General features: G+C 72.9%; 14 protein-coding genes. 7 read left to right on the plus strand and 7 right to left on the minus strand.

Going from position 1 to position 16157, the window contains the following annotated elements:
• The first annotated feature begins 128 nt into the window (after positions 1 to 128).
• Together ABZ854_RS18185 and ABZ854_RS18190 are read left to right on the plus strand one after the other, a co-directional pair.
• Positions 129 to 710, plus strand: coding sequence for a TMEM165/GDT1 family protein (locus ABZ854_RS18185; protein ID WP_361211437.1), 582 nt, complete (start codon positions 129 to 131; stop codon positions 708 to 710).
• Between the two features lie 214 nt (positions 711 to 924).
• Positions 925 to 1581, plus strand: a complete 657-nt coding sequence (locus ABZ854_RS18190; protein ID WP_361211440.1) for an HAD-IA family hydrolase — start codon at positions 925 to 927, stop codon at positions 1579 to 1581.
• A 452-nt stretch (positions 1582 to 2033) separates the two neighbouring features.
• Here the strand turns inward: ABZ854_RS18190 and ABZ854_RS18195 are convergent, their stop codons facing one another.
• Complete coding sequence (locus ABZ854_RS18195) at positions 2034 to 3077, minus strand: peptidoglycan-binding protein (RefSeq protein ID WP_361211443.1); 1044 nt, start codon at positions 3075 to 3077, stop codon at positions 2034 to 2036.
• A 129-nt stretch (positions 3078 to 3206) separates the two neighbouring features.
• Here ABZ854_RS18195 and ABZ854_RS18200 point away from each other — a divergent pair, with 129 nt between their 5' ends.
• Positions 3207 to 5246, plus strand: a complete 2040-nt coding sequence (locus ABZ854_RS18200; RefSeq protein WP_361211446.1) for an MDR family MFS transporter — start codon at positions 3207 to 3209, stop codon at positions 5244 to 5246.
• 36 nt (positions 5247 to 5282) lie between these two features.
• Here ABZ854_RS18200 and ABZ854_RS18205 read toward each other — a convergent pair whose 3' ends face one another.
• Positions 5283 to 5771: a GNAT family N-acetyltransferase gene (locus ABZ854_RS18205; RefSeq protein ID WP_361211448.1), complete on the minus strand. Its 489-nt coding sequence runs from the start codon at positions 5769 to 5771 to the stop codon at positions 5283 to 5285.
• 163 nt (positions 5772 to 5934) lie between these two features.
• Between ABZ854_RS18205 and ABZ854_RS18210 the strand changes: the two genes are divergently transcribed.
• Together ABZ854_RS18210 and ABZ854_RS18215 are read left to right on the plus strand one after the other, a co-directional pair.
• Positions 5935 to 6621: a hypothetical protein gene (locus tag ABZ854_RS18210; protein WP_361211451.1), complete on the plus strand. Its 687-nt coding sequence runs from the start codon at positions 5935 to 5937 to the stop codon at positions 6619 to 6621.
• A 5-nt stretch (positions 6622 to 6626) separates the two neighbouring features.
• Positions 6627 to 7301 carry a hypothetical protein gene (locus tag ABZ854_RS18215; protein ID WP_361211454.1) on the plus strand — a complete coding sequence of 225 codons (675 nt, stop codon included), beginning with the start codon at positions 6627 to 6629 and terminating at the stop codon, positions 7299 to 7301.
• Between the two features lie 21 nt (positions 7302 to 7322).
• Here ABZ854_RS18215 and ABZ854_RS18220 read toward each other — a convergent pair whose 3' ends face one another.
• Complete coding sequence (locus ABZ854_RS18220) at positions 7323 to 7751, minus strand: DUF1992 domain-containing protein (RefSeq protein WP_361211457.1); 429 nt, start codon at positions 7749 to 7751, stop codon at positions 7323 to 7325.
• A gap of 114 nt (positions 7752 to 7865) precedes the next feature.
• Between ABZ854_RS18220 and ABZ854_RS18225 the strand changes: the two genes are divergently transcribed.
• The gene (locus tag ABZ854_RS18225) at positions 7866 to 8258 is read left to right on the plus strand and encodes a hypothetical protein (protein WP_361211460.1); all 393 of its coding nucleotides are present in this window, start codon (positions 7866 to 7868) and stop codon (positions 8256 to 8258) included.
• Positions 8259 to 8280: 22 nt separating this feature from the next.
• On the opposite strand, the gene ABZ854_RS18230 is transcribed toward ABZ854_RS18225, so the two are convergent.
• From ABZ854_RS18230 to proP, 3 genes are all read right to left on the minus strand, one after another.
• Positions 8281 to 8952, minus strand: coding sequence for an O-methyltransferase (locus tag ABZ854_RS18230; protein WP_361211463.1), 672 nt, complete (start codon positions 8950 to 8952; stop codon positions 8281 to 8283).
• 140 nt (positions 8953 to 9092) lie between these two features.
• Positions 9093 to 10214 (minus strand): DUF2330 domain-containing protein, encoded by a 1122-nt coding sequence (locus ABZ854_RS18235; protein WP_361211466.1) that lies wholly within the window; start codon positions 10212 to 10214, stop codon positions 9093 to 9095.
• A gap of 659 nt (positions 10215 to 10873) precedes the next feature.
• Positions 10874 to 12253, minus strand: a complete 1380-nt coding sequence (gene proP / locus ABZ854_RS18240; protein WP_361211469.1) for a glycine betaine/L-proline transporter ProP — start codon at positions 12251 to 12253, stop codon at positions 10874 to 10876.
• A gap of 392 nt (positions 12254 to 12645) precedes the next feature.
• On the opposite strand from proP, the gene ABZ854_RS18245 reads away from it, so the two are divergent.
• Positions 12646 to 14682 (plus strand): bifunctional glycosyltransferase 87/phosphatase PAP2 family protein, encoded by a 2037-nt coding sequence (locus ABZ854_RS18245; protein ID WP_361211472.1) that lies wholly within the window; start codon positions 12646 to 12648, stop codon positions 14680 to 14682.
• A 26-nt stretch (positions 14683 to 14708) separates the two neighbouring features.
• Here the strand turns inward: ABZ854_RS18245 and ABZ854_RS18250 are convergent, their stop codons facing one another.
• Positions 14709 to 15944 carry a cytochrome P450 gene (locus ABZ854_RS18250; RefSeq protein WP_361211475.1) on the minus strand — a complete coding sequence of 412 codons (1236 nt, stop codon included), beginning with the start codon at positions 15942 to 15944 and terminating at the stop codon, positions 14709 to 14711.
• Positions 15945 to 16157 lie beyond the last annotated feature (213 nt).

Consider the following 16157-nt stretch of genomic DNA (forward strand, 5'->3'; position numbering starts at 1 on the left):
CGAGACCTTCGGCAAGCAGTGCACACCCGTGCTTCCACGGCGCGGGTGCCGAGTGCGCTGCCGTGCCGAGGTGTCTGAGGACGAGCTACAGCACTCTCGGTGGGGCGGCCCCGACCGATTGAGGAACTTTGATCAGCATTACCGTGACGGCGCTCGTGTTCGGCGTCATCTTCCTCGCCGAACTGCCGGACAAGACCGCGCTCGCCGGTCTCGTCCTCGGCACCCGCTATCGCGCCTCGTACGTCTTCGTGGGCGTCGCCGCCGCCTTCCTGCTGCATGTCGTGCTCGCCGTCGCGGCGGGCAGCGCGCTGACCCTGCTGCCGCAGCGGCTCGTGCACGCGCTGACCGGTGTGCTCTTCCTCGCCGGTGCGGCGGTGCTGGCGCTGAAGCGGGGTGAGGAGGAGGAAGAGGTCCGCAAGCCCGCCGACCAGTCCTTCTGGAAGGTCGCGGGGACCGGGTTCACGCTCATCCTGGTCGCGGAGTTCGGCGACCTGACCCAGATCATGACGGCGAACCTCGCCGCCCGTTACGACGACCCGATCTCGGTCGGCCTCGGCGCGGTACTCGGGTTGTGGGCGGTGGCGGGACTCGGGATCGTCGGCGGGAAGGCACTGATGAGGAGGGTGCCGCTGCGGCTGATCACGCAGATCGCGGCGCTGCTGATGCTCGGGCTCGGCGTGTGGAGCCTGTGGGAGGCGGTCGCGGGCTGACTGTGGGGAGCCGGCCGGCAGGTAGTCGGATCCGGTGGATCCCCGGGTCTGCCGTGTGGGTCTCCGGCGGTCGGCGGTGGGGCTTGGCGGGGGTGGTGGTGGCGAGATCCGGGCTGGTTTTGTACCGTAGAGAAACAAAGTGGTCCCCGCCTGTTTTCCCTGACCGGCGGGCGGGGCCCGTTTTGTCCTCGTCTTCACCCCTCTGGAGCTGCCGATGCCGGCCACCGTCCTCACCGCCCGCGCCCTCCTGCTCGACATGGACGGCACCCTTGTGAACTCCAACGCCGTCGTCGAACGTGTCTGGCGGCGCTGGGCCGAGCGGCATGGGCTGGACGGCGACGAGGTGCTGAACGTCGTCCACGGGCGGCAGGGGCACGCCTCCATGGCCGTCCTGCTGCCGGAGCGGACCCGGGAGCAGAACCTCGCCGACAACGCGCGCATGCTCGCCGAGGAGACCGCCGACCTGGAGGGCGTGGTCGAGGTGCCCGGCGCGGCTGCCTTCCTCGCCTCCCTGCGGGGCTTCCCGCACGCCCTGGTCACCTCCGCGGACGTCGCCCTCTCCACTGCCCGCATGGCCGCGGCGGGCCTCGCCCTGCCCGAGGTGCGCGTCACGGCCGAGTCGGTGGGCGCCAGCAAGCCCGACCCCGAGGGATTCCTGAAGGGCGCGGCGGAACTGGGTGTCGACCCGGCCGACTGCGTCGTCCTCGAGGACTCCGAGGCAGGCGTCGCCGCCGGCCGCGCCGCCGGAATGCGGGTCGTGGGTGTGGGCGCGCGCGCCGGCCTGTACGGCCCGGACGCGGTCGTACCGGACCTGACCCACGTACGGGTGGAACCCGCTGACGACGGCACGATCAGGCTGCACCTGGGCTGAGGCCGGGTTCTCACGAGGAGCGTGCTCTTCGGGACGGCACCGACGACACGGCGGCGCACCCACCCCGAGCTGGGCCGCACGCCTCCGCGACCGGGGCTGCCCCTCCTGTCAGGGGCTCGTTTCCGTCCGGCGGTGTGTCGGGCGTCGCCGCCACCTCGCGGCGGCACCGCGGCCGCAGGACCCCATGCGACCGGGGGCCTCTCCGGTCAGAAGGCGATGCGCACCGCCGCCATGCGTGGCCACCATGTCGCGGCCGGCACGGCGGGCCGCGCGGCCGGGCTCATCCCGCCCCTCGGACGGTGACCCGCGCCGCCGCCCGCGCTGCATCCGGCCCAGACGTCCGCGGCCGTTCCGTGTGTGTCCGGAGCGGCCGCCACCTTGCGGCGGCCACTGCGGGCCGCAAGGCCCACGCCACCGGAGACCTGGCCGTCAGCCGGCGGCCCGCGCTGCCGCTACCACGTCTCCGACTCCAGGCTGCGCCGCGTCGCCGGGCCGTAGACCCCGGACGTGTCGGTGCGGATGCCGCGTGCCTGTTGGTATCGGCGTACGGCGTCCTCGACCGCTTCGGTGTAGACGCCGTCGACCTGGTCGTCGTAGAGGTTCAGCTCCGCCAGGCGGACCTGGAGGTCCACGACCGCGGGTCCCGTGTCGCCGCGCCGCAGGGCCGGGTCGGCCGTCGTCGTCGCCCTCACCGAGGGGGACGGGGAGGCCGTACGGCTGCCGCTGCGAGAAGGCCGGGGCGTCGGCTCGGACGGCGAGGGGGTGCTGGACGCGGTGCGCGGCGGCGGCGCCGGGGCCGCGGGCCGCACGGGCGGCCGGGAGGAGACGGCCGGGGCCGCCGACGAGGGTGACGCCGAGCGCGACGCCGTCACGTCCGGGACACTCTGCCGTATCTCCGGCGCGGCCTGCTCCCGGGTCGGTTCCGCGTAGGAGAACAGCCCGCTCGCCACCCCGGCCGCCGCCACGACGACGACCCCCGCGCCCGCCGCGCCCAGCAGAACGGCCCGGCGAGTACGACGCCCCCGCCCGGACCCGGCCGCCGGACCCGCAGCCGAGGAACCGCCCGTTCCCGCCACCGGGCCTTCCGCCCGGGAGCCGCCCGCTGCCGCCGTCGGGTCCGGCGCCGCGGGGCCGTCCGCCCCGGAGTCGCCCGCAGCCGGGCCTACCGGTACCGGGTCCTCCGTCCGGGAGCCGCCCGCTGCCGCCACCGGGCCCGCCGGACGGGAGTCGTCCGTCCCCGCGTCGCCCGGCGTCGCCTCCCCGGCAGCCCGCGGGGCCGCTTCCCCGTCGGCAGTCGCCCGGGCCGGGCCCGCCTCGCCCACCGCCACGTACGGCCGTATCCGCAGGGGGTCGAAGTCCTCCGCCGCTGCTGCCTCCGCCGTGCGGGAGGCGCGGAGGGCCTCGGCGGTGCGTTCGCCGCAGTCGCAGGACGGGGTGTTGGACGGGCCTCTGGGCGCACCGCACCGCGGGCAGCCCGCGCCCTCGTTCTGAGTCATCTCCGCGTCCCCTCCCCGCGCGAACCACAGAGATTATGCAGACTTCCTCCATGTCCGCAGGAGTCAACAGGCCATAAACGGTGACACCGACCAGGATGGGAGAGGTGCACCCGAGCCCGGGAGGTCTCCATGGTCCTGGAAACGCACGGCACGGACGAGGACGTCACGCGGTCCGAACACGTCTCCGGCAATGTGATGGTCTCGATCGGCGCCCTGCTGCTCGGACTGCTGCTCGCCGCGCTCGACCAGACCATCGTGTCGACCGCGCTGCCCACCATCGTCAGTGACCTCGGCGGTCTGGAGCACCTGTCCTGGGTGGTCACCGCCTATCTGCTGGCGTCCACGGCGGCGACCCCGCTGTGGGGCAAGCTCGGCGACCAGTACGGACGCAAGCGGCTGTTCCAGACGGCGATCGTCATCTTCCTGATCGGCTCCGCCCTGTGCGGGGCCGCGCAGAACATGCCCCAGCTGATCGCGTTCCGCGCCCTGCAAGGGCTGGGCGGCGGCGGGCTGATGGTGCTGTCGATGGCGATCGTCGGCGACATCGTGCCGCCCCGCGAACGCGGGCGCTACCAGGGCCTGTTCGGCGCCGTCTTCGGCGCGACCAGCGTGCTCGGACCGCTGCTCGGCGGCCTGTTCACCCAGCACCTCAGCTGGCGCTGGGTGTTCTACGTCAACCTGCCCGTCGGCGTCGTCGCCCTCGCCGTGATCGCCACCGCCCTGCACATCCCGCGCCGCACCGCCCAGCACGTCATCGACTACCTCGGCACCATCCTGATCGCCTCCGTCGCCACCTGCCTGGTCCTGGTGGCCTCCCTCGGCGGCACCACCTGGGCCTGGGGCTCGGCGCAGATCATCGCGCTCATCGTGCTCGGGGTCGTCCTCGCCGCCTGCTTCGTCGCCGTCGAGCGGCGGGCCGCCGAACCCGTCCTCCCGCTCAAGCTGTTCCGGCTGCGCACCTTCACCCTCGCCGCGATCATCAGCTTCATCGTCGGCTTCGCCATGTTCGGCGCGATGACCTACCTGCCGACGTTCCTCCAGGTCGTGCACGGCGTCACCCCGACCATGTCCGGCGTCTACATGCTGCCGATGGTCTTCGGCCTGCTGCTCTCCTCCACCGTCTCCGGGCAGATCGTCAGCCGCACCGGCCGCTGGAAGGTGTTCCCGATCGCCGGCACCGCCGTCACCGCCATCGGCCTGCTCCTGCTGCACCAGCTGGACGAGCACAGCGGCACCGCCGAGATGAGCGCCTACTTCTTCGTCTTCGGCCTGGGCCTCGGCCTCGTCATGCAGGTCCTCGTCCTCATCGTGCAGAACGCGGTGGCCTACGAGGACCTGGGCGTCGCCACCTCCGGCGCCACCTTCTTCCGCTCCATCGGCGCCTCCTTCGGCGTCGCCATCTTCGGTACGGTCTTCGCCACCCGCCTCGCGGACAAACTCACCGCCGCCTTCCGGGGCGTCCACCTGCCGCCGGGCGTCAGCGCCGACACGCTGAAGGCCGACCCGCGCGGCATAGGCGCCCTGCCGCCCGCGTTGCGCCCCGCCGCGCTGCACGCCTACGCGGCCTCCATCACCGACGTCTTCCTGTACGCCGCCCCGGTCGCCGCCCTCGGCTTCGTCCTGGCGTGGCTGCTGAAGGAGGACCGGCTGCGCGGCTCGGTCACCGCGCCGGACGTCTCCGAGACGCTCGCGCCCAACCCCGTGGAGCGGTCCTCCTACGACGAGGTGTGCCGCGCGCTGTCCCTGCTCGGCACCCGAGAGGGGCGCCGCGAGATCTACCGGAAGATCACCGACCGGGCCGGGTACGACCTGCTGCCCGCCGCCGGCTGGATGCTGCTGCGCATCCGCAAGTTCGGCTCCGTGGAACCGGCCCAGCTCGCCGAGCGCAGCCCCGTCCCGCTCCAGGCGGTCATGGCCGCCGCCCGCCAGGTCGAGGAGCGGCACCTCGCCGAACGCCGGGGCCCGGACCTGGTGCTGACCGAGGCCGGCCGCGAGGTCGCCGAACGGCTCGCGACGGCCCGCGAGGAGTCCCTCGCCGAGCTGCTGGGCGACTGGTGGGAGCCGGGCCGCTCCACCGACCTCACCCAGCTGGTGCACGAGCTGACCGGTGAACTGTGCGGCTCGGAACAGGAGCGCCCGCACAACGGCACGACCGCCAGGCTCAGTTGACCGGCCCGGGCGCACACGGCGCCAGGTGACGGGTCCCTACAGCTCCTTGCGGTACCAGTGCTCGGCGTACGGCACGTCGTTGTGGGCCTCGGTCTCCGTGTAGCCGAGCCGGGCGTACAGGGTGCGGGCCTCCACCAGGTCGCCGCGGGTGTCGAGCACGATGCGCGTGGCGCCCAGGGCGCGGGCGGCGTCCTCGGCGGCGGTGACGAGCAGCGCCGCCCCGCCCTTGCCGCGCATCGCCTCGTGCACGAAGACCCGGGTCAGTTCCGCCGTGACAGAGTCCAGCAGCCGTACGCCCGCGGTACCGCCCGGCGTGCCGTCGTACCGGCCGGCCATCAACTGCCCGGTCGGCGGGGTGAGTTCGGCGCCCGTGTTGGCCGCGATCTCCCGCTCCAGCTCGTGGGGGTCGGTGCGGCGCCCCTCGTACAGCAGGTACCAGCGGTCGCTGACCTCCGTGTAGTACGCCCGCCAGAGGGCGGCGGCGACCGGTGAGTCGTACGGCTCCGGGGCGACGGTCCAGCTCATGCCGCCCATTCTCGGCGGCGACCCGGGACGCGGCGCAAGCGAATTGTAGGGCGGTCCGGGCCGGGGTGCGGGCCGGGGCGCTGGGTGGGCCGTTTGCGGGCGGCCTTCCGGGTCACCCGAACAGGGAACCGGCCAGGTGGGCCGGTCCGACCGGAAGGCAATCATGTCCACAGGCATGATCATCACAGTGATCGTGATCGTGGTGGCCGTGCTCCTCGTCGCGGCCGCCCTGGTCTGGGGCGCCCGCGGACGGCGGCGCGGCGGATCGAGCCTGAAGCGGCGCTTCGGGCCGGAGTACGAGCGGACCGTCGCCCGGCACGACGGCGACACCGAGGCGGCCGAGCGAGAGCTGGCCGAGCGCGTCGAACGCCACGGTGACCTGCGAGAACGCCCGCTCGAAGGCGACGAGCGGGAGCGGTACGAGGCCCGCTGGACGGCCGTACAGGAACACTTCGTCGACTCGCCCCGCCAGGCGGTGGCCGAGGCCGACCAGCTGCTCGCCGAGCTGGCCGGGCAGCGCGGCTACCCGGGCGGAGAGCGGTACGAGGATCAGTTCGCCGCGCTGTCCGTGCACCACGCCGGCCATGTGGACGGCTACCGGCGCGTGCACCGGATGTCCCACATGGAGACGGGAACGGCCGCGAGCGGGAGCGGCGGGGCGAACGCGGCCGGCGCCGGAACCGAGGAGATGCGGTCGGCCCTGGTCTCGGCCCGGGCCCTCTTCGACGACCTGACCGGGACCGGCGACGGCGACCACGGCCGGCACCGGGCGCACGCCGGCGCCGGAGCGCCGTCGCACGGCCACCATCTGCCGTGGACCGCCGACAAGAGCCGTCCGAAGGAGAGCTGAGCACCATGGCCGATGACAGGACGACCGGCCGTCCGGACCCGGGCGGCGACTACACCGAACGCGACAGCGGCGACTACATCGACCGGAACACCGGTGACTACACCGAACGCGAGGCCGGGTCCCCCGGCTCCCGCTCGGTACGGCTGCCGGGCACGGTGGCCCCCGGCGCGGAGGGCCTGACGGCCGACGACCGCACACCGGGCCCGCCCGGACCCGGCACCGACGCCCGCATGCCCGACGACGGCCTCGGGGCGCCCTCCCCTGGCCGGAGCGCCGCACGCGAGAGCGGAACGACCGAGCCCCGCTCGGGCGACACCTGGCCCACGGCGCCCGGCGCACCGGGAACGCACTCCGCGCCCGGCACCGACGGCTCCGCCGGGACCGGGGTGGCCGGGGCGCCGCTGCTGGCGCATGACGAGACCGACCAGTGGGAGCAGCGGCTGCGGCACGCCGTCACGGAGTTCGTGGACGAGCCTCGGGCCGCCGTTGAGGAGGCCGACCGGGCGCTGGAGGAGATCGCGGCGCGCTTCACCGACGCCGTGACGCGCAGGCGCCGTACCCTGCGCAACTCCTGGCAGGACACCGAGAAGCGCGGCCCGGGGTCGGACGCCGACACCGAGCAGTTGCGGCTCGCCCTGCGCGACTACCGGGAGCTGGCCGGGCGGCTGCTGCACAACTGAGAAGTGGGGCGCGGCGGGGGCTCAGCCCGGTGCGCCCTCGGGGGTGGCGGCAGCCCTGCGCTGCCGCCATTCCCGTACGACCTCCTCGACGTCGTACGGCTTCTTGCCGAGCGGCGGGCCTGGCGGCGGCTTGAACATCATCTCGCGGATCTTGACGTTGACGTCGGTGATGATCTGCCGCACGATCCGCTCCGAGGGCGCCGCGTAGGCCGCGACAAGGGCGTCCTCGGCCTCCTTGCGCAGGGCGAGCGCCGGCGGCAGCGCGGCCAGGCCCTCGCGGGCCATCTTCCGCTTGATCCACCACAGTTCGTCGTACGGCGACTCGATGTCCGTGGGCAGCGGCTCGCCCGCGCCGGGCAGCGCGTCGAACTCACCGCGCCGCTGGGCGTCCCGGATCTGTTTGTCCACCCAGGACTCGAACGGAACGCCGGGTGGCTTTCGCTCGGTCATGGACCCATTGTGCCGGACGTGACCCGGCCGGGCGTTTTATCATGCGGCGGCGGTGTGCCCGGACGGGCACCGCGCAGGGACGTTCTGACATTTCGCCGCATCAGGGGGACGCACGTGCTCGAACTCACCATGGCCACCGTCTCGGGGGCCGACGCGGGTGCCACCGCCGGCATGACGATGGCCGACGCGCCCAGCGAGCCGGGTGCCGTGCTGCGGGTGGGCCGGGACGCGTCCGTGTGCCGCCTGGTCACGCCGGACGACTGGCTGTTCGTCTCCCGCGTCCACCTGGAGTTCCGCTGCGGCCCCGACGGCACCTGGCAGGTGGGCTGGCTGCGCGGCTCACAGGCCGAGCCGTCCTCCGAAGTGCGGCTGATCGTCGGGGAGTACGCGCAGACCCTCACCTACGGCGGCACCGTCGCCCTCCCGCGGGGTAGCTCCGGTGAACTCGTCGTCCAGGACCGCACGGCGCCGCGCAGCGTCAACGTGGGCTTCTACCACGAGGGTTGAGACATCAGGGATCTTGCGGCGGCTACGCCAGTACCCGGGCCAGGGCGAAGCCGTCGTGGCCCTTGCTGCCGACGGTCTGGATCGCCGTTCCGGTGAGCCTGGGGTGGGTGGCGATCAGGTCGAGGGCGGCGCGGGTGCCGACGACGTCCGGTTCGGTGCTGTCGGCGTTCAGCACCCGGCCGCCGCGCACCACGTTGTCCAGGACGATCAGGCTGCCGGCCCGGGTGAGGCGCAGCGCCCACTCCACGTAGTGCGCGTTGTTGGCCTTGTCGGCGTCGATGAACACCAGGTCGAAGGGGGCCGGGTTCTCGTCGGCGAGCTTGGGCAGCGACTCCAGGGCGGGGCCCACCCGCACCTCCGCGACCCGTTCCAGGCCGGCCCGGGCCAGGTTGCGCGTGGCCACTTCGGCGTGCTTGGCGCTGTACTCGAGGGAGATGAGGCGGCCGTCCTCGGGGAGGGCGCGGCCCATCCAGATGGTGCTGTAGCCGCCGAGGGTGCCGATCTCCAGGATGGTGCGGGCACCTTGGACCTGGGCGAGGATCTGGAGGAGCTTGCCCTGGGCCGGGGTGACGGAAATGGCCGGAAGCCCGGCGGCCTCACTGTCCCGAAACGCCGCTTCCAGCGCCTCGTCATCGGGTGAGAGGTGTCCGGAGAAGTAGTTGTCGACGTCGTCCCACAGCTGCGACCCGCTCATGCGTCTGCTGCCTTTCCCGAGTGGTCCCGAGTGTCCCCGAGGCTACTTAGCACTTCTAACTAGATGTGCTAACGAAGGTAGTCGGGGTTCGGTTCCGTGTCACCCGACTTCCGGGTGCCCGCCCCGGGCACCGTCGGAACTCAGCCGATCGGCTCAGGTGGGTGTACGGGCGGCGGGGGCTGCACCGGCCGCCGGGAGTGCCGTACGGCGAGCAGGACGGCCGCCGCTACCACCAGCAGCAGGCCCCCGCCGACGGTCAGCAGCCAGGCCGGCACACCGGCGAACTCCCTCAGCCGGTCCTCGTAGACGACCTGCTGGTACGGCGTGTCGGTGGCGGCCGGGCGCAGTTCGTGGTCGCCGGTGATGTGGGAGGGGTCGTAGAACTCCTGGCTGAGGGCCGTCAGATACGGCGTTCCGCTCGCGAGCGTGGCGAGGGGGCCGGCGGGGTCCTTGAGCCGGCCCGCGAACAGCACGCGGGGGGCCGTGCCGCCGATGTCCGAGACGGGGCGCATGCGGTGCGCCGCGAGCACGTACAGGCCGAGGGTCTGCGGGGTGCGGGCCAGCCGGGACAGGCGCATCGGGTAGACGGCGCGGTCGCTGGCGAAGGTGAGGTGCAGGGGATCGAGGGCGCCGTGCAGGGGGGTGCCGGCGGTCTCGGGGGCGAGGCGGACGGCCACGTACTCCCAGTGCTGGTCGACGTACGGCTGGAGCGCGGTTCGCAGCCGGTCGGGGAAGCTGAAGCCGTGGGTGCGCAGCCAGGTGTCGAGGGCGGCCGGGTCGGTGGCGGTGAGCCGGGCCACGTCGAACGGGCCGAGCCGCTGCCGGCCGACCACGTGCACGCCGCCGGCGCCGTCCGCCGGGGGCGGGGCGGCCGCGACGCCGTCCGTGGTGTCGTCGAAGGGCCAGTCGCCGTGCCGGGGCCAGAAGTGCCGGCGGGTGCGGTGCACGGGGGCGGTGGCGGCGGACAGCTGGTCGAAGAGGCGGGGGTCGCCGAGGCGGACGGTCGCGCGGTGCGGGACCGGCATGATCCAGGCGGCGCGGCGGGCGTCTCCGCCGACCGTCAGCCGCATCACGATCTGCTCCTGGCGGCCGTCCCAGCGGAGCACGGACTGCTCCTCGGCGACGGCGATCTGCCGCCGGGCGTCGGGAATCATGGCACCGCAGCCGCACGCGTACGCCGGGGCGATGAGCAGGCTCAGCTGGATACCGAGGAGGCTGAGCACCACCACAAGCGCGCGACGCCTCCGCCGAACGTCCACCATGAACCGCCGCCCCCTCCAACGTGCCGTTGCCAGGGCTACAGACGGTGCTGCCGTGAGAACGGTTCCGCCGCTCACGGTACCCGGGGGCGGGCCCACTCACCGGCGCTGCCCGGTGCAGCTCGTCCCAGCGGGCCGGAGGTGGGTCCGCTTACCGGCGCCGCCAGGGTGCCGCCGCGCCCACCCGTGACGCCCCAGCGGCACGATTGCCCGCGGCTGGGGGGCGGAATTCTGGCGAGCGGCTGGGCAGCGCCCCGAAGGGGCGCGGGGAACTGCGCGGCCAGCCACGGCGCGCCCGCAGTCGACGGACAGCCGGCGGAAGTCGGCGCGATGCAGCGGGCCGGGCTGCAACCCCCTAGGGGCGCGGGGAACTGCGCGAGCGGCCACGGCGCGCCCGCAGGCGACGGACGGGCGGCGGGCGTCGGCGCGATGCAGCGGGCGGGGCTGCAACCCCCTAGGGGCGCGGGGAACTGCGCGAGCGGCCACGGCGCGCCCGCAGGCGACGGACGGGCGGCGGGCGTCGGCGCGATGCAGCGGGCGGGGCTGCAACCCCCTAGGGGCGCGGGGAACTGCGCGAGCGGCCACGGCGCGCCCGCAGGCGACGGACGGGCGGCGGGCGGGGCTGCAAGCCCCGGAGTCTGCCGGGGCGCCGCGCCCAGCGGTCAGGCGGACTCGATCGACGGGGCCGAGCCCGGCAGCGGCCGACCCGCGGACTCCGTCATGCGCCACACCGCGACCCCGCCCACGACAGCCGCGGCCATCATGTAGTACGCGGGCATCATCATGTTCCCGGTCGCCCCGATCAGCGCGGTCACGACCAGCGGAGTCGTCCCGCCGAACAAGGACACGGACACGTTGAACCCGATGGACAGGGACCCGTACCGCACCCGGGTCGGGAAGAGAGCGGGCAGCGCGGCCGGCATGGCCGCCGTGAAGCAGACCAGGAGAAGGCCCAGCGCCGCCATGCCCAGCCCCACCGCCAGCAGACTGCCCTCACGGATCAGCAGCAGCGCCGGGATCGACAGGAACAGGAACCCCGCGCAGCCCGCGGCGATGACGGGCCGGCGCCCGACCCGGTCGCTGAGCGCGCCGGCGAACGGCTGGACGATCATCATCAGGGCCATCACGGCGAGCACGACCAGCAGCCCGTGCGTCGCGTCGTACTTCAGCTCACTGGTCAGATAGCTCGGCATGTACGACAGCAGCATGTAGTCGGTGACGTTGAAGACCAGCACCAGGCCCATGCACAGCAGCAGCGACTTCCACTGACCGGTGATCATCTCGCGCAGCGGCACCTTCGGCCGGGCGGCCTCCGCCTTCTCGACCTCGGCGGCGAAGGCGGGCGTCTCCTCCAGCTTCAGCCGCAGGTAGAGCCCGATGATGCCCATCGGACCGGCGACCAGGAACGGGATCCGCCAGCCCCAGGACGTCAGGTCGTGCGTGGAGAGCAGCGCCGTCAGCAGGGTGACCAGGCCCGCACCGCCGATGTACCCGGCGAGGGTGCCGAACTCCAGCCAGCTGCCGAAGAAGCCGCGCTTCTTGTCGGGCGCGTACTCGGCGATGAACGTCGACGCGCCCGCGTACTCGCCACCGGTGGAGAACCCCTGCACCAGCCGGGCCGCGAGCAGCAGTAGCGGTGCGCCGACCCCGATCGTGCCGTACGAGGGGATCAGACCGATCGCGAACGTGCCCGCCGCCATCATGATCATCGTGACGGCGAGGACCTTCTGCCGGCCCACCCGGTCGCCGAGCGGGCCGAAGACCATGCCGCCGAGCGGGCGGACCAGGAAGGCCGCGGCGAAGGCGCCGAAGGTGGAGAGCAGCTGTGCGGTGGGGTTGCCGGACGGGAAGAAGACCTTGCCCAGGGTGACCGCGATGTAGCTGTAGACGCCGAAGTCGAACCACTCCATCGCGTTGCCCAGCGCGGCCGCCTTCACGGCGCGCTTGACGAGCGCGGGGTCGGTGACGGTGACGTCGGAGGAGACCCGTACGGGCTTCCGGGGCTTCACCAGGGGCGGGGAGACGGCTGTGGCGGTCGCCAAAACGGGGCTCGCCTACCTTTCGACGGGGACAGGGGCGCGGCCCGGCGGCGACGGTGCCGAAAGCGGGCCGAAAAGCGACCATAGGGTGTGTTCGGCGCATTACGCATCGTGCACAAGTCGATGCATAGGGCAGCTAAACGGCGCCTGTCCAGGCCCGTCCACCCGTCCCCGGGCCGGCATTCCGGCCGTCCGCTGTGACCCTTCTCGCGCCCCCCGCCTGCAACCGCAGACCGTGCGGACTATCGTCATCCGGACAAAAGGAGACCTGCGTCAGGCGAAGCGGAGGTGTCCCGCGTCTCCCCCGGGGGGGCGTGCGGCCCCTCCAGGGGGTTCGCTGGAGGAACCCGGCGCGCGGACGCGCCCGGGACGACGGGGCGGGAGGCCGACGAGGCGTGGCGAACGTGGAGCACAGCGGGCGACCGGCGGATGCCTTCGGGACGACGGCGATCGGAGCCCGCCTGAGAGCGGCCCGACTCGCCCTGTGGGCGGTGGCCGCGCTCCTGTCGGTGCGCCAGGTGGCCGCCGTCCTCACCACCCCGAGCGGCGAACGGCTCACCGACCTGGAGACCTGGGTCGGCCCGAACGGCGTCCTGCACGTCAAGGGCTCGCTGTACGACTCGACGCAGTTCACCGGCACCCCGTTCGCCGGGCTCGTCCTCAGGCCCCTCACCCACGCGGCCGAACAGGCCCTCGGCTGGGGCTGGACCTTCGGGACCCTGCTCCTCGTCGTCGCCGTCGGTCTGATCGCCGCCCGCGCGCTGCCCCAGCCCGTCAGCCGCCGCACCTCGCTGCTGGCCGCGCCGGTCGCGGTCAGCCTGCTGATGCTCTCCCTGCCGGTCCGCAACGCGCTCTGGCTCGGCCAGACCAGCATCCTGCCGGTGCTGCTGGTGCTGGCCGGTTGCTTCACCGTGCGCGGGCAGCGGCTGAGCGGCCTGTGCGTCGGCCTGGCCGCCGCGTTCCAGCCCACCGTGCTGCTCTTCGCCCCGCTGCTGTGGTTCACCGGCCGCCGCCGGGCCGCCCTGTCCGCGCTCGCCGCGTTCGCCGCGAGCACGGCGCTGGCCTGGGCCGCGATGCCGCACGACTCGTACACCTACTGGGTGCACCACATGGCCGGCGCCGGACTCGGCGGCAGGGCCGACGACCTCGCCAACCAGTCCCTGCACGGCGGCCTGCTCCGCCTCGGCCTGACCGGCCCTCTGGAGATCGCCGTCTTCCTGCTGCTGGGCGCCGCCGTCGCCGGCCTCGCCCTGCGCCGCGCCGTCCGCTACGCCCACGACGGCCAGCTCCTGCTCGCCGTCGCCGTCACCGGCTGCGCCGCCGTCGCCGCGTCCCCGACGGCCTGGCAGCACCAGCTGCTGTGGGTGCTGCTCGCGGTCGCCGGACGGGTCGGCAGACGGGCCTCCGACCGCTACGTCTGGCCGGTCGCGCTCGTCCTCGTCACCACGCTCCCGGCGAAGATGATGCTGCCGAACATGCAGGTGATGTTCCCGCTGAGGGACAACCTGGTGCTGCTCGCGGCGCTGTCCGCCGCGGTCGCCGTACCGTTTCTCTCCCGTACTTCGCCGTACTACCAGGAGCCCCTGCCGACGCAGTACGCCCCGCCGGTCCCCGCCCGCTTCCGGCGCGTGCCGCTGCTTCCGTTCCTGCGCCGCGTGCTCACCCGCCCCAACCTGCTGCTGGAACTGCTTCTCATCCGCGTCACCTACGCCGCGTACCAGCAGGTCAGGCTGGCCGCGACCGGCGGCACCATCTCCGGCGGCCGGGCCCGCGCCGAGCACCACGGGCACATCGTGCTCGGCATCGAGCGGTTCCTGCACATCGACATCGAGCACTGGGCCAACCACGCCGTCGTCAACATCGGGTGGCTGCGTTCCTTCTTCGACTACTACTACGAAACCTTTCACTTCATCGTCCCGCTGACCGTCCTCGCCGTCCTCTACTGGCGCCGCCCGGTCGACTACCGCTGGGCCCGCTCCAGTCTCGGCTTCGCCACCCTGCTCGCCCTGGTCGGCTTCTGGCTCTTCCCGCTGGCCCCGCCGCGCCTGATGCCCGCCCTCGGCATCATCGACACCGTCCACGGCGTCCAGGACTTCTCCAAACCGAACTACGGCACCCTGACCGCACTGACCAACCAGTACGCGGCGATGCCCTCGCTGCACTTCGGCTGGGCGCTGTGGTGCGGCGTCGTCATCGCGATCGTCGCCCCCCGCTGGTGGATGAAGGCCCTCGGCCTGCTGCACCCCCTCTTCACGGTCTCGGCGATCGTCGCGACCGGCAACCACTGGGTCCTGGACGCGGTGGGCGGGGCCGCGGTGGTGAGCGCCGGGTTCGGGCTGTCGTACCTCTTCCAGGGGCCGCGCGCGGAGATCGTCAAAGCGGCGGCGCTGCGCCGGGAACCCGCGGCCGAGGACGCGCCGGCGCCGCGCTGACGCCGGCGGCTCCTTGACGAGGCCGGTCAGTCCGCGCTGACCGGGAGTTCCTTCACGCCGTTGATCCAGGCCGAGCGCAGCCGGCGCGGGTCGCCGGCGAGTTTCAGGCCGGGCATGGCGTCGGCGAGGGCCGTGAAGATCAGGTCGATCTCCAGGACCGCGAGGGACTTGCCGAGGCAGAAGTGCGGACCGCCGCCGCCGAAGCCGAGGTGGGGATTGGGGTCCCGGGTGATGTCGAAGGCGTCGGGGTCGGTGAAGACGTCGGGGTCGTGGTTGGCGGAGGCGTAGAAGAGGCCCACCCGGTCGCCCTTCCTGATCCGCGCGCCGCCGAGTTCGGTGTCCTGCGTGGCCGTCCGCTGGAACGCGTTGACCGGGGTCGCCCAGCGGACGATCTCCTCCGCGGCGGTCGCCGGCCGCTCCCGCTTGAACAGCTCCCACTGATCAGCGTGGGTGAGAAAGGCGTGCATGCCGTGGGTGATGGCGTTGCGGGTGGTCTCGTTCCCGGCCACCGCGAGCATCAGCACGAAGAAGCCGAACTCGTCGGAGTTGAGGTTGCCCTCGTCCTCCGCCGCCACCAGCGTCGTCACGATGTCGTGCGCCGGGCACCGCTTGCGCTCGGCGGCCATGTTCATGGCGTAGGCGATGATCTCGGTGGCCGAAAGAGTGCCGACCTCCTCGGTGATGGCGTACTCGGGGTCGTCGTACGCGATCATCTTGTTGGACCAGTCGAAGATCTTGGAGCGGTCCTCCTGGGGGACCCCGATCAGCTCGGCGATGGCCTGCAGCGGCAGTTCGCACGCCACCTCGGTGACGAAGTCGAAGGGGCCGGAGCGGGCGCGGGCGCCCTCGACGATCGACTGGGCGCGGGTCCGCAGACGCTCCTCCAGGGCGCGGATCGAGCGGGGCGTGAAGCCGCGCTGCACGATCTGGCGGACCCGGGTGTGCTCCGGCGGGTCCATGTTGAGCAGGATCAGCCGCTGGGCGTCGATGGCGTCGCGTTCGATGTGCTCGTTGAAGCGGATGATCGCCGTGTTGAGGTACGAGGAGAAGATCTCCGGGTGCGTGGAGACGTACTTGACGTCCGCGTGCCGGGTCACGGCCCAGTAGCCGTCGTCGTCGAAGCCCGCCAGGCCGTGCGGCTGCGGGATCCAGCGGACCGGCTCGGCCGCGCGCAGCCCGGCGAACTCCGGGAGGGGCACGCGGTGGTGCAGCAGGTCGGGGTCGGTGAGGTCGAACCCGTCGGGCAGCGCGGGGCAGTGCATCGGGGGCTCCCGTCGTTTCGTTCTGACGGACCACCGTCTGTTCTGACGGCCCATCAGGAAGGCAGGGCTGTCGCGAAGGTAGTAACGGGTTCTACAAGCCGCAAGACATCCGGCGGCACCGAACGCGTACGAAATTCATGCGGATCACGACTTCGGGGGCTGCACGACTCTTGCGGCACCGGACGGTCTGTCAGCAGACTGCACGCAGAACTA

The organism is Streptomyces sp. NPDC047028 (assembly GCF_040644095.1).
Taxonomy (GTDB): domain Bacteria; phylum Actinomycetota; class Actinomycetes; order Streptomycetales; family Streptomycetaceae; genus Streptomyces.

What these genes read in the sequence shown, in the direction of transcription:
- ABZ854_RS18190 (WP_361211440.1), top strand. Translation starts at nt 925, where the DNA reads ATGCCGGCCACCGTCCTCACCGCCCGCGCCCTCCTGCTCGACATGGAC.
- ABZ854_RS18195 (WP_361211443.1), bottom strand. Translation starts at nt 3,077, where the DNA reads ATGACTCAGAACGAGGGCGCGGGCTGCCCGCGGTGCGGTGCGCCCAGA.
- ABZ854_RS18200 (WP_361211446.1), top strand. Translation starts at nt 3,207, where the DNA reads ATGGTCCTGGAAACGCACGGCACGGACGAGGACGTCACGCGGTCCGAA.
- ABZ854_RS18205 (WP_361211448.1), bottom strand. Translation starts at nt 5,771, where the DNA reads ATGAGCTGGACCGTCGCCCCGGAGCCGTACGACTCACCGGTCGCCGCC.
- ABZ854_RS18210 (WP_361211451.1), top strand. Translation starts at nt 5,935, where the DNA reads ATGTCCACAGGCATGATCATCACAGTGATCGTGATCGTGGTGGCCGTG.
- ABZ854_RS18215 (WP_361211454.1), top strand. Translation starts at nt 6,627, where the DNA reads ATGGCCGATGACAGGACGACCGGCCGTCCGGACCCGGGCGGCGACTAC.
- ABZ854_RS18220 (WP_361211457.1), bottom strand. Translation starts at nt 7,751, where the DNA reads ATGACCGAGCGAAAGCCACCCGGCGTTCCGTTCGAGTCCTGGGTGGAC.
- ABZ854_RS18230 (WP_361211463.1), bottom strand. Translation starts at nt 8,952, where the DNA reads ATGAGCGGGTCGCAGCTGTGGGACGACGTCGACAACTACTTCTCCGGA.
- ABZ854_RS18235 (WP_361211466.1), bottom strand. Translation starts at nt 10,214, where the DNA reads ATGGTGGACGTTCGGCGGAGGCGTCGCGCGCTTGTGGTGGTGCTCAGC.
- ABZ854_RS18250 (WP_361211475.1), bottom strand. Translation starts at nt 15,944, where the DNA reads ATGCACTGCCCCGCGCTGCCCGACGGGTTCGACCTCACCGACCCCGAC.